Annotated in this window: 15 protein-coding genes and 1 riboswitch; of the genes, 4 read left to right on the top strand and 11 right to left on the bottom strand. The window is 66.9% G+C overall.

Features of this window, described 5'->3' with window-relative positions; genetic code table 11:
* The first annotated feature begins 36 nt into the window (after positions 1–36).
* Positions 37–876: a pantoate--beta-alanine ligase gene (gene panC / locus CHB88_RS10615; RefSeq protein WP_089399294.1), complete on the top strand. Its 840-nt coding sequence runs from the start codon at positions 37–39 to the stop codon at positions 874–876.
* Between the two features lie 77 nt (positions 877–953).
* Here panC and galU read toward each other — a convergent pair whose 3' ends face one another.
* The 10 genes from galU to cobT all read right to left on the bottom strand — a co-directional run bounded on the left by galU (position 954) and on the right by cobT (position 10856).
* Entirely contained in the window at positions 954–1841 is an 888-nt protein-coding gene (gene galU / locus CHB88_RS10610; protein WP_089399293.1) for a UTP--glucose-1-phosphate uridylyltransferase GalU, read from the bottom strand.
* A 41-nt stretch (positions 1842–1882) separates the two neighbouring features.
* Entirely contained in the window at positions 1883–2494 is a 612-nt protein-coding gene (locus tag CHB88_RS10605) for a ParA family protein (protein ID WP_089399292.1), read from the bottom strand.
* 91 nt (positions 2495–2585) lie between these two features.
* Positions 2586–3488: a cobalamin-binding protein gene (locus CHB88_RS10600; protein ID WP_089399291.1), complete on the bottom strand. Its 903-nt coding sequence runs from the start codon at positions 3486–3488 to the stop codon at positions 2586–2588.
* An 85-nt stretch (positions 3489–3573) separates the two neighbouring features.
* The gene (gene cobU, locus CHB88_RS10595) at positions 3574–4185 is read right to left on the bottom strand and encodes a bifunctional adenosylcobinamide kinase/adenosylcobinamide-phosphate guanylyltransferase (protein WP_089399290.1); all 612 of its coding nucleotides are present in this window, start codon (positions 4183–4185) and stop codon (positions 3574–3576) included.
* 7 nt (positions 4186–4192) lie between these two features.
* Positions 4193–4972, bottom strand: coding sequence for an ABC transporter ATP-binding protein (locus CHB88_RS10590; RefSeq protein WP_425436092.1), 780 nt, complete (start codon positions 4970–4972; stop codon positions 4193–4195).
* Positions 4969–6015 (bottom strand): FecCD family ABC transporter permease, encoded by a 1047-nt coding sequence (locus CHB88_RS10585; protein WP_176442412.1) that lies wholly within the window; start codon positions 6013–6015, stop codon positions 4969–4971. The genes CHB88_RS10590 and CHB88_RS10585 overlap by 4 nt, the downstream gene beginning before the upstream one ends.
* A 77-nt stretch (positions 6016–6092) precedes the next feature.
* On the bottom strand, positions 6093–8096 hold the full coding sequence (locus tag CHB88_RS10580) for a TonB-dependent receptor family protein (RefSeq protein ID WP_089399289.1): 2004 nt from the start codon (positions 8094–8096) through the stop codon (positions 6093–6095).
* A gap of 78 nt (positions 8097–8174) precedes the next feature.
* Positions 8175–8402, bottom strand: a riboswitch (cobalamin riboswitch).
* Positions 8403–8434: 32 nt separating this feature from the next.
* Positions 8435–8989, bottom strand: a complete 555-nt coding sequence (locus CHB88_RS10575) for a histidine phosphatase family protein (protein WP_089399288.1) — start codon at positions 8987–8989, stop codon at positions 8435–8437.
* A gap of 3 nt (positions 8990–8992) precedes the next feature.
* Positions 8993–9817 carry an adenosylcobinamide-GDP ribazoletransferase gene (locus tag CHB88_RS10570; RefSeq protein WP_425436091.1) on the bottom strand — a complete coding sequence of 275 codons (825 nt, stop codon included), beginning with the start codon at positions 9815–9817 and terminating at the stop codon, positions 8993–8995.
* Positions 9818–9821: 4 nt separating this feature from the next.
* Entirely contained in the window at positions 9822–10856 is a 1035-nt protein-coding gene (cobT, locus tag CHB88_RS10565; protein ID WP_089399287.1) for a nicotinate-nucleotide--dimethylbenzimidazole phosphoribosyltransferase, read from the bottom strand.
* A gap of 135 nt (positions 10857–10991) precedes the next feature.
* Between cobT and CHB88_RS10560 the strand changes: the two genes are divergently transcribed.
* From CHB88_RS10560 to CHB88_RS10550, 3 genes are all read left to right on the top strand, one after another.
* Entirely contained in the window at positions 10992–11867 is an 876-nt protein-coding gene (locus CHB88_RS10560) for an alpha/beta hydrolase (protein WP_089399286.1), read from the top strand.
* A 183-nt stretch (positions 11868–12050) separates the two neighbouring features.
* Complete coding sequence (locus CHB88_RS10555; protein WP_089399285.1) at positions 12051–12833, top strand: protein phosphatase CheZ; 783 nt, start codon at positions 12051–12053, stop codon at positions 12831–12833.
* Entirely contained in the window at positions 12833–14641 is a 1809-nt protein-coding gene (locus CHB88_RS10550; RefSeq protein ID WP_089399284.1) for a chemotaxis protein CheA, read from the top strand. The genes CHB88_RS10555 and CHB88_RS10550 overlap by 1 nt, the downstream gene beginning before the upstream one ends.
* Positions 14642–14733: 92 nt before the next feature.
* Here the strand turns inward: CHB88_RS10550 and CHB88_RS10545 are convergent, their stop codons facing one another.
* A complete protein-coding gene (locus tag CHB88_RS10545) occupies positions 14734–15696 on the bottom strand; it encodes a fasciclin domain-containing protein (RefSeq protein WP_089399283.1) in 963 nt (320 codons plus the stop codon).
* Between the last annotated feature and the right edge of the window lie 309 nt (positions 15697–16005).

Here is a 16005-nt window from a genome sequence, read left to right as displayed (position 1 = left end):
GAAGAACCCGCCTCGGGCCGCAACCGGATTCAAGCCATGAAAATCATTTCCTCCATCGACGAGCTGCGTGACCAGTTGCGCGGCCAGCTCCGCACCGCCTTCGTGCCGACCATGGGCAACCTGCATGAGGGCCACCTGTCGCTGATGCGCCTGGCGCGCAAGCATGGCGACCCGGTGGTCGCCTCCATCTTCGTCAACCGCCTGCAGTTCGGTCCCAACGAGGATTTCGACAAGTACCCGCGCACCTTCCAGGCGGACGTGGAGAAGCTGGAGAAGGAAGGCGTCTACGTGCTGTTCGCGCCGACCGAGAAGGACATGTATCCGGAGCCGCAGGAGTACCGGGTGCGGCCGCCGGACGACCTAGGCAACATCCTCGAAGGCGAGTTCCGCCCCGGTTTCTTCACCGGCGTCACCACCGTGGTGCTGAAGCTGTTCTCCTGCGTGCAGCCGCGCGTGGCGGTGTTCGGCAAGAAGGATTACCAGCAGCTGATGATCGTGCGTAACATGGCGCGCCAGTTCGCGCTGCCGACCGAGATCATCGCCGCCGAGACCTATCGCGCCGACGATGGCCTCGCGCTCTCTTCCCGCAACAGCTATCTCTCGCCGCAGGAACGGGCCGAGGCGCCCTCGCTGTACCGCCAGCTGAACCAGGTGGCGGACGAGGTGCGCAACGGCCACCTCGACATCTTCGAACTGGAGCGCGCTGCCATGGCGAAGCTGGCCGGCCGCGGCTGGAAGCCGGACTACATCTCGATCCGCAAGCGCATCGACCTGCAGCCGCCTTCCGCCGGCGACCTTGCCAAGGGCGAACCGCTGGTGGTGGTGGCCGCCGCCAAGCTGGGCGCCACTCGCCTGATCGACAACCTGGAAATCTGATACGGTCTCGCGCCGAACGCCGCAAGTAAAAATGCCCGGCCTGGAAGCCGGGCATTTTTCTTTCAATTCCACTCGATTCACATTTGCGGCGACTCCGCCAGGCTGAGCAGCCATTTCGAGAAATCGGTGCCGATTTCCGGATGGCGCTGGCCGAACACGATGGTGGCCTGCAGGTAGCCGAGCTTGGAGCCGCAATCGTAGCGCTTGCCTTCGTAGCGATGCGCCAGGATCTGCTCCTCGGCCAGCAGCGCCGAGATGCCGTCGGTGAGCTGGATCTCGCCGCCGGCGCCCCGCTCCACCTTTTCCAGGTGGTGGAAGATGCGCGGCGACAGGATGTAGCGGCCCACCACCGCCAGCGTGGAAGGCGCCTTTTCCGGCGACGGCTTCTCCACGATGCCGTTGAGCTGCTCCAGCCGCTCCCCAATCTTGCGCGCATCGACGATGCCGTAGCTCTTCGTGTCTTCGCGCGGCACATCCTGCACGCCGAGCACCGAGCAGCGGTAGTAGTCGTACACGTTTGCCATCTGCCCGATCACCGGCGTCTGTGCATCGAGCAGGTCGTCGGCCAGCAATACCGCGAAAGGCTCGTTGCCGACCACATGACGGGCACACAGCACCGCATGGCCGAGGCCGAGCGCTTCGGGCTGGCGGATGTAGACGCAGTTGATGTGCCTGGGCAGCATGTTCTGCACGCTCTCAAGCACGTCCATTTTCTTGCGCAGCGCCAGTTCCGATTCCAGCTCGTAGGCCTTGTCGAAATGGTCCTCGATGGAGCGCTTGCCGCGTCCGGTGATGAAAATCATCTCGGTCATGCCGGCGGCGACCGCTTCCTCCACCGCATACTGGATCAGCGGCTTGTCGACGACCGGCAGCATTTCCTTGGGGCTGGCCTTGGTGGCGGGAAGAAAGCGGGTGCCGAGGCCAGCCACCGGGAACACCGCCTTGCGGATGGTTTGATTTGCCATAGTTCTCTCCGGGTCTTCTGTTCTGGATATTGTTGTCGGATTCAGGACTGCTGCAGCCACTGCAGCAGTCCCTGCCATTGCTCGAGGTCCTTCTCGACGCGGGAGGGGGCCACGTCCCACAGCGTCGCGCCATGCGCCGCCAGCTGCACATAGTTCTGCGTATCGCGCAGGAAGCCCAGCATCGGCACGCCCAGCGTGCGGGTATAGTGCGCCAGCTGCTCGGCGGACTTGGTGCGCGGATTGACCCGCATGCCGACCACGCCGGCGGCGACGCTGCCCCGCTCGCGCAGCCGCTGCAGGAAGGCCTGGGTGGCGAGGATGTCGAACATCGAGGCCTGCAGCGGCACGATGACCTTGTGCGCCATGGCCAGGACCTGCTCCGCGCGCGGGCCGTCGAAGCCAGCCGGGGTATCCAGCACCACATGGGTGGTGCCTTTCGGCGGCTTGGCGCTGCCGTCTTCGAGGATGTCCCAGGGCGCGATCGCAGGCAGGCTGGCGGGGCGCAGCGACAGCCAGGAACGCGACGATTGCTGCAGGTCGATGTCGCCCAGCATCACGCCATGGCCCTGGCGCGCCAGGTAGCCGGCCAGGTTGGTGGCAATGGTGCTTTTGCCGACACCACCCTTGGGATTGGCGACGACGATAACGGGCATGCTTCCTCCACGGCGATTGGACCGGATGCAAGAATAACATGGCAGGATTGCATCTCTTCAACTTCCGTGGCCCGTGAGACAGCTGTTCCGGTCACCGTGGCGGCACGTCCTTCCGCCGCGAGCGCGCCAGTTCCAGCTTGTTGCATAGCACGCCGGCGGCATCGATCATGCGCGGACCGGCGCGGTTGATCTCGTCGGCGTCGAGGATGAACAGGTTGCCGCGCCTCGCCGCGGTCAGGCCGGGATACTGCTTCCAGTGCTCCAGGCTGATGGCGCCCCTGTCCTTTTTGTCGGCGCTGATGATGGCTTCCGGGTTCTCCAGCAGCACCGCCTCGGCGCTGACCATGGGCGCGATGACGCTGAGCCCGCCGAAGACGTTTTCGCCGCCGCACAGGCGGATGGCGTCGCTGACGATATGCTGGCCATTGAGCGTATAGAGCGGCCGCTCCCACACCTGGTAGAACACCCGCACCTTCGGCTTCGCGCCGTAGTCCCGCGTCAGGCGCTCGATCTGACCCTGCATGCCGCCGGCGGCGGCCTTCGCCTGCGCATCGGTGCCGAGCAGCGCGCCCAGCCGGGCGACGCTGTCCGGGATATCCGCCAGCCGGCGCGGCTCGCTCTGGAAGATCGGGATGCCGAGCCGGCGCAGGCTGTCGAGCTGTTTGGCAGCGGCGCCGTGCAGCCACGCCACCAGAAGGTCCGGCTTCAACGCCAGGATGCGCTCGATGTCGAGGTGCTGGTTATCGCCGACCCGCGGAATCCTGCGCGCCGCCGGTGGATAGTCGCTGTAGTCGACCGCGCCGACGATGCGCTCGCCGGCGCTGGCGGCGAACAGCAGCTCGGTAGCGTGCGGCGACAGCGAGACGACGCGCCGCGCTGGCTGCGCCAGCCGCACTTCGTTGCCGGCATCGTCTCGCGCGCTGACCTCCGCCAGCGCGGGCAGCGCCGCGACGGCGAGCAGGATGGCTGCGCAGCGATGAAACCAACACGTCATGGATTCCCTCCATTCGCAAGCGGGCGCCAGCGGCTCCAGCGAGCCTGATCACACCGCACGGTGACATGCGCCCAGGTACGGCGAATCAGCATGACGTCGCCTTCAGGCGCAGCGGCAAACCGGCAACGATCAGGTCGACGTTCTCGCACAGTGCGGCCAGAGCCTGGTTCAGGCGACCGGCCTCGTCGACGAAGAAGCGCGACACGGCGCCCATCGGCACGACACCCAGACCGACTTCATTGGCCACCAGGATGACATCGCCGGCGGGGGCCTGCAGCGCGGCGAGCAAATCGGCCCGCTCGGCGGCGAAGCAGTCGGGCGCCGCGACCCGCCCCACTTCAGGGTATTCACCGCCTTCGGCAAACAGCAGATTGGACAGCCATACGTTGAGGCAATCCACCACCACGACGCGCTGCGGCCCGCACCACTGGCGCAACGCGGCGCCCAGGCGCAGCGGTTCCTCGATCGTGATCCAGCGCGCATCGCGCCGCTCCCGATGCATCGCGATGCGGCGCGCCATTTCCTCATCGCCAGCATGGGCGGTGGCGATCACCACCACTTCCCTGCCCGCCGACCCGGCCTGGCGCGCCAGGGCTTCGGCATGAGCGCTCTTGCCCGAGCGGACGCCGCCGAGAATCAGGCTGCGCGCGGGCGTTTCAACCGGCTTTGGGGGACAGGCGTTATCGGTTGTTTCCATCACGGGTTCACTCCTGAACATCCCCGCCGGGCAGGAAGACCACCCGCCCTTCGTGCCGCAACGCTTGCACCGGATGGCCGAGGCAGGCGCCGAGCAGCGCAGGCGTCATTGCCTCGTCGACCGTGCCACCATGCCAGGCGCCGCCCTCCATCAGCAGCAGCGCATGGCTGGCCACGTCATGCAGCAGGTTCAGGTCATGTCCGACCAGCACCACCGACCTGCCCTCCTCGCGGCACAGCCGGCGCAGCAGCCGCAGCACCTGCATCTGATGGGCAAGGTCGAGCGCGCTGGTCGGCTCGTCCAGCAGCAGCAGCGGCGTGTCCTGGGCCAGCACGGCGGCGATCGCCACCCGTTGCCGTTCGCCGCCGGACAGCGTGCGTATGTCGCGCCCAGCGAGATGCGCCACGTCCAGCGCCTGCAGCGAGCGCAGCGCAAACGAATGATCGGCGTCGGACTCCCAGTAATTGGCAGCCTGATAGGGATGGCGCGCGGCCAGCACGAGTTCCATGACACGGTAGCCGAAGGCATCCTGCCGGCCCTGAGACAGGAAGGCGCGGCGCCGGGCGAGCGCCAGCGGCTGCCACGCCGGCAAGGGCTGCCCATCCAGCAGAATCTCGCCGCCGTCCGGCTCGCGCAGGCCGGCCAATGCTCGCAGCAGCGTGCTCTTGCCGGCGCCGTTGCGGCCGATGAGGCTCCAGCATTCGCCCGGATTTATCGTCCAATCGAGCCCCTGCACTAGCAGGCGCTGGCCGACGCGCAGGCCGAGCTGATGCGCGCGCAGAATCAACGCCGCCTCGCCTGATGCAGTTGCAGGAGGAAGACCGGCACGCCGATCAAGGCAGTGACGACGCCCACCGGCAACTGCTGCGGCGCCACCGCGGTGCGCGCCAGCGTATCGGCCAGCACCAGGAAGGCGCCGCCGGAAAGGGTTGCCGCCGGCAGCAGCAGGCGGTGATCGGGGCCGAGGGCGAAGCGGCAGGCATGCGGCACGAGCAGGCCGACGAAGCCGATGCTGCCGGCATTGCTTACCGCCGCCGCCGTCAGCAGGGCGGCGCAGGCGAAAATCCGCTGGCGCAGGCGGCCGACGGGCACGCCGAGCGCGACGGCGCCCTCCGCATGCAAGGCCATGAGGTTGATGTCGCGCGCCGCGCGCAGACCAAAGACGAGGGCGGCGCCGAGCACCGCCCAGGGAAACAGCCGCAGCGGCGTCGCCGACAAATCGCCGACCAGCCAGAACACCATGCCGCGCAGCCGGCCTTCGGGGGCCAGCGACAGCATCAGCGTCACCAGCGCGCCGCAGCCGGCGGCAAGGATCACGCCGGTCAGCAGCAGCAAGGGGCCGTTGGCTTCGGACAATCCGGCGCGCAGATCGCGCCAGGCGAACAGGAAGATCAGACCGGCGACGAGCATGGCGCCGGCGAAGGCGGACACATCGATCAGCCAGGCGGCCGCGCCGAGCAGCATGGCCAACAGCGCGCCGACGGCGGCGCCGCCCGACAGGCCGAGCACATAGGGATCGGCGAGCGGATTGCGCAGCAGGGCCTGCATCAGGGTGCCAGCCAGCGCCAGCATGGCGCCGGTGGCGAAGGCGGACAGCGCCCGCTCCAGCCTGAGCGCCAGCAGCGACGCCGCGAGCGAGTGCGCTTCGTCCGGGGAGGCCCGCCCGATGAGGGCGAGCATATCGGCCGGATCGATCGCCACCGAGCCGGCAAGGCAGGCCGCCAGGAGGCTGAGCGCCGCCGCCAGGGCAAGGCCGCACAGCATGGCCCAGCCTCTCCTGCGGGCAAGGCCATGAAAAGCGCTGGCGTTGGTGCTCGGTTCGGCGGTCATGCCGGCCTTTCTTCAATGAACGTCCGGCCCGCCGCTATCGGAGGCAGACCGGACGCGGTAACAGCCGTCCCCGGTTATCAGAAATCGTAGCGCGCGGACAGCTTCAGCTGGCGGCCGTTCTCGGGATAGATGCCGCTGCGGCAGGCGCCGAAGGCATTGCTGAAATAATCCCGGTTCGCCAGGTTGGTGCCGACGAGCGCGAATTCCCATGGCCCGCGGCGCAGCGCGTAGCGGCCGTCCACCGTGGCGAAGGAAGGAATGCGCGCCGAGCAGGTATTGCCGAAGTCGCCGCCATAGCGCTGCGAATCCACCCATTGCACACCGACATCGGCGCTGTGGCCGTTCCCCGGCATCCACGACATGCGCAGCAGCGCGGTATTGCGCGGCACCAGCACCACCTCGCGTCCGGCGTTCGGACCGTCGGTGAATTTGGCCGAGACATGCTGCAGCACCGCCTTCAGCGCATAAGCCTTGCCGATGCGGGTGCTGGCTTCCAGCTCCACGCCCTCGCGCCGGGTCGGATCGAGGTTGACGTTGGCGCCGCCGAAACCGATGGTCGGATCGAAGAAGATCTCGTTGTTGAGCCGATGCCGGAAGGCGCGCACGGTGGCCTTGCCGGCCGCATCGCCGAGGGTGGCGCCGATCTCCAGGTCGCGCGAAGTCTGCGGCTCCAGCGCCTGGTTCAGCACCGGCGTGAGCGCATTTTCGTCGACGTTGGCCACGCGGTAGCTGCGGCCAGCCTTGCCGAAGACGTCGAACCTGGGCATGACGCGATAGCTGGCCTGCAGGTCCCAGGCATTGAGCCGGTGATCGCGCTGGTAGCCGGTATTGCTGAAGCTGAGCGGATCGCTGAAGTCCTTGCTGAATTTTTCAGCGCGCACGCCGGCCGCCACGCGCAACCCGCCGGTACGGATTTCATCGCGCACATAGAAGGCGGCGGAGCGCTGGGATGCGTCGGCGGCGCTCGAGGGGAAGCCGCCGAAGCTGCTGTCGGTGCGGCGCGACCAGCGCCCGAAATCGAGGCCGGTCACCACTTCATTGCTGATGGCGCCGAAGTTCGAGGTCTGGCGCAGGCGCGGCGAGAACTGGGTGTAGCGGCTGTCGGCGCGCGACACGAAAGTGCCGAAGCCGCTTTCGAAATTGCCGCGGTTGGTCTTCTCCCGGCGCGACAGTTCCGCCGCCAGATCGACCGATCCGATGCGGCGCTCGGCGAAGAAGGTGAAGCGGTCCACGTCGTTGGAACCGAAATCGCCCGGCGACGTGGTCTGGCGTGGATTGGCGAGAAACTGGGCCAGCGTCAGGGACCCGGCGAAGCGCGAATCCTGGCGCAGGGAATCGACGCGCAGGCCGGCCCGGCCCTGATCGAAGGACCACTGCATGCCGCCGCTGAAGTTGCCTTGCTTCAGGCGGTTGTTGTCGCGGTAGTTGTCGGTCTGCAGCGTGCCGATGCTGGCATCGATGGAAAAGCCATCCCAGCCCTTGGCTGCATAGCCGCGCAGTTCGCGATGGCCGAAATTGCCAACCTCGGCCACCACGGTGCCGCGCGTGCCCTGCCGCGGACCGCGCTTGGTGATGATCTGGATGGTGCCGCCGGTGGCGCCTTCGCCGTACAGCACGCTGCTGCCGCCGCGCACGATCTCGATGCGCTCCACCAACTCGACCGGCACGGAAGAAGTCAGCGCGTTCGACAACTCATTCTCGGAGAGGCGGATGCCGTCCACCAGAATCACCAGGTTCTGGTCGCTGCTGCCGCCGAAGCCGCGCAGGTCGAGGGAGTAATCCTGGGTGCCGGTGGTGCTCTGGCGGCCGAACACGCCGCCCAGCTTGCGGATCGCTTCATTGACGTTGTTGATCCCGGCGGCGCGGATGTCCTCGGCGGTGATGACGGTGGCGCCGATCGGTGCGGCAGCCGGATCGCTCGGGAAACGGGAGGCGGTGACGGTCACCGGCGGCAAGGATTGGCCCTCGGCGGTCTGGGCTTGCGCCATGCAGGCAGGCAAGACGGAAAAGGCGGCGAAAGCGGGTACGAGCGCATGCGTTCCCCAGGCAGGGAAGGCACGGCGAAGTGCGGTTTTGGTCATGAGTGGTCGGTAATGGTGTTGCCCGGCGCGCTTCCCCGCATGCCGGGCCAAAAACAGAAGCGCCGGCTCGCGTCGGCGATGCTTCTTCCCGTCCTGGCCGGTATCCGGGCTGACAGGCCGGTCCGCTCGCCTTCCCATGCATCTGCACAGTGGCCTTGAGAGAACCCGTCGGACGCTTGCGCGCCGACGCCTGCTTACCGTTGCGGGGGCAGCACACGTTGGCCTTTCGCTTGGAGAAAGGCGCCGTGTTTCCCGTTTAACTGCGTGCATGAACAGCACGCGGGCACCAGAACGCGGCCATTGTAGTGCACTACCGTAGTGCGAAGCAATTGAAAGTGTCAGGCCTCGATGAGGATCAGCTCGCCATAGGCGATGCCATGGGCCGCGCCCGCGGCGCTGAGCGCCACTGCTTCGGCCGCCTGCGAATCGCGCGCGGCCAGCAGCAGCCGGATGGTGCCGGCATGGGCGACCACCAGCGCCTGCGGCAGGCGAGCGTTCAGGAGCTCGGCACGGAAGTCCAGCACCCGCTGCGCGACCTCCCGCACCGTCTCGCCGCCACCGGGCCGAAAGCCGGCGAGGTCGGCGGCCCAGGCATCGACTTCGGCGCGCGGGATGTCGTCCCAGCGCTGCATTTCCCAAGCGCCGAAATCCATTTCCATCAGGCGCGCATCGCATTGCGGGAAGGAAGAACCGAGCGCCGCTGCGATCGTTTCGGCAAAGGCGGCGCAGCGCCGCAAAGGGCTGGAGAAGACCGGAACGCCTTTCGGCAGTTGAGGCAGGAGCCGGGCCGATGCAGTCGTCATCTCTTTGTGCGCGACAGCGATATCGCTGCTGCCATAGCAGATGTCCGGATCGACTGCAGGTCTCGGATGCCGGATCAGGAAAAGCCGCATCGCTCAACCTGCAAACAGTGGGCCGAACGATGCGAGCAGGCCGAGATAGCACGCCAGTTCGGTTGCCTGCTGCACGCCGCCGAGGCAGTCGCCGGTGTAGCCGCCGATGCGGCGGCGGAACAGGCGCGCCAGCCAGAAGGCGACCGCCATCATCAACAACGCGGCGAGCATGAGGCCGGCCAGCGGCAGCTTGCCGACGGCACCGAGCAGGACGGCCGGCGCCAGGCCGGCGACTGCCGCGATGGCGAACTCGCCGCCGCTCATCGCCTGTCCCAGCGGCTTGGCCTTGCCCTCTTCCTTCGCATACCGCATGCGCCAGATCAGTGCCGCCGACATGAGGCGCGACAGCGGATGGGCGGCCAGCAGCGCCGGCGCCACCGCCTGCGGCGGCAGCGACCAGAGCGCCACGCATTTCGCCAGCAGCATCAGCACGATGCCGATGGCGCCGTAGGCGCCGATTCGGGAATCCTTCATGATTTCGAACACCCGCTGCGCCGTCATGCCGCCGCCGAAGCCGTCGCACATGTCGGCGAAGCCATCTTCATGGAAGGCGCCGGTGATCCAGATGCCGAAGGCGGTCGACAGCAGCACCGCCACCGGCTGCGGCCACACCAGCGCAGCCAGAAAATAGCAGCCTGCGGTGAGCAGGCCGACCAGGATGCCGATTGCCGGAAAATAGCGCGATGCGTGATTCAGCCAGGCCGGTTCGAAGCCGACCCAGCCAGGAATCGGCAGACGAGTGAAGAACTGCAGCGCGACGAAGAACAGCCGCAGCTGATGCAGGCTGCGCTGGCCCAGCGTCACGCGGGAATCGGCCGGCATCTCCATGGCCTCAGTCGTTCCGTTCGCTGACGCCGGCGGAATCGAAGGTCGCCATCTCGTTCAGGAAGCCGATGGCCGAGCGCAGCAGCGGCAGCGCCAGCGCGCAGCCCGATCCTTCGCCGAGGCGCAGGCCGAGCCGCAGCAGCGGTTCGGCGCCGAGATGGCGCAGCATCAGCGCATGGCCGCGTTCGTCGGAGCAATGCGAGAACACGCAGTAATCGAGCAGCGCCGGCTGCAGCCGCGACGCCACCAGCAGCGCGCTGGTGACGATGAAGCCATCTACCAGGATGATCATGCGCCGCTCGGCCGCGCCCAGCATGGCCCCGGCGATCATGGCAATCTCGAAGCCGCCGAAGGCGGACAGCACCTGCAGCGGTTCCACCGCATCGGCATGGCGTTGCAGCCCGCGGGAGATGATGCCTCGCTTGCGGAGCACGCCGGCTTCCTCCAGGCCGGCGCCGGCGCCGACGCAATCCTCGAGCGCGATGCCGGTCAGACGGTGCATGACGGCGGCGGCCGCGCTGGTATTGGCGATGCCCATCTCGCCGAACCCGATGACGTTGCCCGGCAACCCGCGAACCAGCTCCCTTCCCGCCTGCATGGCGCGGTCGCGCTGTTCGGCGCTCATCGCCGGCTCGTGCAGGAAATTGCCGGTGCCGCGGCCGATCTTGCGATCGATGAGGCCGTCACGCGGGCCGAAGTCGTGGTTGACGCCGGCATCCACCACCTGCAGTTCGCAGCCATGCTGGCGGGCGAAAACATTGATCGCGGCGCCCTGGGCCAGGAAGTTTTCCACCATCTGCCAGGTCACGCTTTGCGGATAGGGCGAGACGTTTTCGGCGGCGATGCCATGGTCGCCGGCGAACACCATGATGGCCGGCCGCTCGATCGATGGCGTAACGGTCCGCTGAATCAAACCCGCCTGCCGCGCCAGCTTTTCGAGCGCGCCAAGGCTGCCGCGCGGCTTGGTCTTGTTGTCGATGGCCGCGTCGAGGCGGGCAGCAAGGCTCGCATCGTGGATGGCTTGAATTTCGCAGGGCTGCATTGGAGGGAAGGCGTTTGGAAAGCGCCGAGTGTAGGTCCGGCCCACGCCAGCGTCAAATCGCCGGCGCGGTTGGCGCGTGCCACTGCCTTTGCGATTACACTGGGCGCCTTGTTCGCCTAACGACGCTCAGCAATCATGGACAACCCGACCGACTTCTACAGCCGCCAGTACAACGCTCGCGCCAGCATCCCCGACCATCCGCACATCTTCACCCGCTGGCTGAAGGAGTCGCAGCGGGTGCGCCGCAATCATGCCGCCCTGCTCGACCTGCCTTATGGCGATACCCCGGCCGAGCGCCTCGACTTCTTCCCGGCGCGCGGCGGCGGCGCGCCGCTGCTGGTGTTCATTCACGGCGGCTGGTGGCGTGCGATGGACAAGTCGGACTTCTCCTTCATCGCGCCCTCCTTCGTCGCCGCCGGCATGAACGTGGCCATCACCAATTACACCCTGGCGCCGACCGCCACGCTGGACGAAATCGTCCATGAGCAGCTGCGCGCCCTGGCCTGGCTCTACCGCCACGCCGAGCAATACGATTTCGACCCGGAGCGCATCATCGTTTCCGGCCACTCCGCCGGCGGCCACCTGACGGCGATGCTGATGGCGGCGCTGTGGCCGGAGGTGGGCGCCGATCTGCCCCGCGACCTGGTGAAGGCCGGCGTAGTCATGTCCGGCGTGGCCGATCTGGAGCCGCTGCGCCATGTCGACTTCCTGAAGGACGACCTGAAGCTGGACGACGCCCGCATCCATCGCCTGTCTCCGGCCACCATGCCGCAGAGCCATCCGGCGCCTTTCGTGACCGCCGTCGGCGCCCTGGAATCGGAGGAGTTTCATCGCCAGGCCGAACTGCTGGCCGAGCATTGGAAGGACAACCACCGGGCCAATCTGTCTCTGGATGGCATCAACCACATGACCATCTGCGATGCCTTCGCCGATCCCGAATCGCCGTTGTTTCAGGCGACCCTGGACCTGGTTGAAAACACCGCCTCCTCAGCCGGCGGCGTTGAAAGTTAAGCAAGTCCACCGGGCAAAAAAGCGCCACTGCAACAATTCTTCTGCATCATGCTTGGCACCCGGCGAGGCCGGGTTTATGATGCTTTCTGGAAACTGACTCTTGCGAGCGGAGACAAAACGACGGCATCGCCATGAATGCTGCAAAAACGGCAAGAATCACGATCGATAAAGGAACATCCAGACATGACACAAGCTGCAGAAGACGATCTCGAAGCATTGTTCGAGGAGGTGGCCGCGCAACGGGCCGGTTCGGCCGTGGCCGAAGCGCCGGCCCCTGCGGCCGATAATGCCCCGCCGGCGGACGCCGGCCAGGCGGATGAATTTTCACAGGCCGACGGCCAGGAGGCCGCCGGCGAAAGCGGCGACAAGCCGATGTACGAGCGTCTCGGCGGCATCGTGCGCATGCTGCACGATTCGCTGCGCCAGCTCGGCTACGACCGCTCGCTGTCGGAGGTCGCCACCCAGATCACCGATGCGCAAGGCCGCCTGGAGCATGTGGCTTCGCTCACCGAGCAGGCGGCGAACAAGGTGCTCAATGCCGTCGACGGCGGCATGCCGGAGCAGGACGAACTGGCGAAAAAGGCCAAGGACATGGAAGACCGCTGGGCCGCCCTGTTTGCCGGCAAGCTCGGCATCGAGGAGTTCAAGGCGCTGGCTGGCGATTCGCGCCAGTTCGCCGCCATCGTCACCCAGTCCACCGAATCGGAAAAGGCGCGCCTGCTGGACATCATGATGGCCCAGGATTTCCAGGACATCACCGGCCAGCTGATCAAGAAAATCGTCAACATCACCAGCACCGCCGAGCGCGAGCTGGCGCAGCTGCTGCGCGACAACGCGCCGCCGGAAGTCAAGGCGGCGATGGCCGCCGAGCACAAGGAAGTCGAGCTGATGTCCGGCCCGGCCGCGCCGGGCGCGGCGATGGCCCAGGATGACGTCGACAGCCTGCTGGCCGACCTGGGGTTCTGATGGACGACATGCTCAAGGAATTCGTCGTCGAAGCGATCGACCTGGCGACCAATGTGGAGGAGCACCTGCTGTCGCTGGAGCGGCGGCCGGACGACACCGATTCCCTGAATGCCCTGTTCCGCTCCTTCCATACCATCAAGGGCGGCGCCGGCTTCATGAACCTGCCGGCGATGGTGTCGGCCTGCCACCTGACCGAAAACCTGTTCGACGCGCTGCGCACCGGCAAGGTGCCGGTGACGCCGGTGGCCATCGAGGCCGGCCTGCAGGCCAGCGGCTTCGTCGCCGACCAGCTCAACCAGCTGGCCAGCGGCACGGCGCCGGAAGCCCTCCCGGCCATGCCGCAGTCGCTGGAAGAGCTGCTGCGCAACGCCATCGAAAGCAAGCCGGCGGAACCCGCCGCGCCTGCCGCCCCTGCGGTTCCGGTAGAAGCGAAGGCGCAGGTCGCGGCCACTAGCACCGACGGCGAGGTCCAGCTCGACTGGGAAGCGCTGTATCGCGCGGTGGTGCCGGCCGGCCTGCATCTGGTGGCCGACAACGCCGCGAAGCCAGCGTCGCCCGCCGCCGCAGCAGCGCCGCATCCTGCCAAATCCGACGATGCGCCCCGCCCCATCACCGCCCAGGTGAAGGAGGACAGCATCCGCATCGATGCCATCAAGCTCGACGCCCTGCTGGAAGTGGCGGGCGAATCGGTGCAGGCGGCGAACCAGGCGGCGGTGCTGCTGGAGAAGCTGGCGCAATTCAAGTTCGACGGCCAGGCGGCGGTGCTGATGTCGGCCCTGCAGGAAACGCTGGCCCGCGCCTCGCGCTATTCCACCGAACTGCAGCGCGCCACGCTCTCCACCCGCATGCAGCCTGTGGGCCGCCTGTTCCAGAAATTCCCGCGCCTGGTGCGCGAACTGGCGCGCGACCTCGGCAAGGAAGTGGAACTGGTGATCGAAGGCGCCGAAACCGAAGTCGATCGTGTGGTGGTCGACAGCCTGTACGACCCGCTGGTGCACATGCTGCGCAATGCTCTCGACCATGGCGTCGAGGAAGGCGCCGAACGCACTGCCGCCGGCAAGCCGTCCAAGGCCACCATCCTGCTCAAGGCCTGGCAGGAAGGCAGCAGCGTCATGATCGAACTCTCGGACGACGGCAAGGGCATGGACCCGAACAAGCTGCGCGCCAAGGCGATCGCCAAGGGCCTGATCGGCGACAACGCGGCGCAGACGGCGGAGGAAGCCTTCCAGCTGGTGTTCCTGCCCGGTTTCTCGACCAAGGAAGTCGCCTCCAGCGTTTCCGGCCGAGGCGTCGGCATGGATGTGGTCAAGACGGCGGTGGAGAAACACCGCGGCGCCATCCGCATCGACTCCGCGCTGGGCCAGGGTACCCGCTTCACCATCCGCCTGCCGATCGAGCTGTCCATCGTCCCGACCATGCTGGTGCGCGCCTCCGGCGCGGCGCTGGCCATGCCGATGGTGGCGGTGGAACGGGTGGTTTCCCTGCCGGACGAGTTCGACGAGGTTGGCGGCGCCCCGGTGCTGCGCGACCAGGGCCGGCCGCTGGCGGTGCGTTCGCTCGCCGGCATCCTCGGCTACGAGCCCTGCAAGGAAAAGGTCGGCGTGGTGATCGCCGCGCCCCAACCCTACATCCTGGCGGTGGAAGCAGTGGATGGCACGGCCGACCTGGTGATCAAGCCGCTCACCGCGCTGTCGGTGCCGGGCGTGAACGGCACCGCCCGTTCCGCCGAGGGCGAACTGGTGCTGGTGATCAGCCTGGCTTTCCTGCTCGACGGTTGCAAGACGGTCTCCACCCGCCTGGCAGCGTAAGCCGAAGACGGTTCCATCATGAAGCCGGAGCTGCGATCAGCTCCGGCTTTTTCTTTGGGCGCTGCTCGCCCGCTTCTTCTCCCTGACTCTGACTAGAGGGCCGGAATCAAGACTTTGTCGATCAGGTGAATCACGCCGTTGCTGGCGCGGATGTCGGTCGCGGTGATCCTGGCCGGCGTGGCGGTGGTATCGACGATGGTCGGCGGCGTGCCGCTGGCGATCGCGATGGACTGGCCGGACAAGGTCTGGACCGGCGTGCCGAACGGGATTTGCGCCGCCAGCACCTGGCTGCCCAGCACATGGTAGGTCAGCACGGTGGTCAGCTGCTGGGTGCTGAGTCCGGCCGGCGCCTGGGCGAAAGCTGCATTGGTCGGGGCGAACACCGTGAACGGACCCGCCCCCGACAAGGTGTTCTGCAGGTTGGCTGCGGTCAGCGCGGCGACCAGGGAAGAAAGCTCCGGATTGGCGCGTGCCATCTGCACTGCGTTCAGCACACCCGGCGGCACCAGCACCTTGTCGATCACATGGATGACGCCATTGCTGGCTGCCACATTCGGCGTCGTGACAGTAGCGCTGGTCTGGACCGCATCGGTCAGCCGCAGACTGCTGCCACTGGCCGCCACCGCCAGCGTGGCCGGCTGGCCGCCGAAGCTGTACAAGGTCGGCTGGCTGGAGGAAGCCGGCGCGCTCAAGTCCGCCGCCTGCTTGCCGCCCTGCAGCACGTGATAGCTGAGAATGTTTTTGAGCGTGGTTGCCGGCAGCGCCTGCACCATGGCGGTGGCGCTGTCGAAGCCGAGGCGACTGGCAAGCTGGGTGAAGGCGGCATCGGTGGGAGCGAATACCGTCAAGCGCTGGGACGGATCGGCCAGGGTGGTCGACAGTTCGGCCTTGACGGCCGCAGCCAGCAAGGCATTGAAGCCGTTCGACTGCGCCACCTTGTCGATGGTGGTAGAGGCCGCCACGCTCGATGTGGCAGGCGATGCGTCGTCATCGCCGCCGCAGGCTGCGAGCAGGAGGGAAAGCGCCAGGATACATAGGGTTTGGATAAATCTCATCAGGGTCTCCTTGGGACGATGGCGGCGCGAGGAAGGAGCGCAACCTGCCGCCGGCCCCTGCATCTTAGGAAACGCCACACTGGCCGATTTGAGACCGATCAATTTTGACCATTACTTGTCCAGGTCAAAACTGCGTCAACAGGTGAATATAGCCAATATCCCGCTGCGAATGGGCGTCTTGCCACATCTTTGGCGCAGAGTGAGCGCGGGAGCGCGCAGTCGAGCCTCTTGCCTGGAGGCGATCACCGTGTTGCCCAGGCGATGCATTTCCGATGGGAGGAGGCGCCAGTTCGTCCAGAACAAAGAACG

Origin of the sequence: Noviherbaspirillum humi (assembly GCF_900188095.1) — a bacterium.
In the GTDB taxonomy this organism is placed as follows: Bacteria; Pseudomonadota; Gammaproteobacteria; order Burkholderiales; family Burkholderiaceae_D; genus Noviherbaspirillum; species Noviherbaspirillum humi.
Note: the sequence above shows the minus strand (reverse complement) of the source record. Positions and strands in the feature narration are given on the sequence as shown.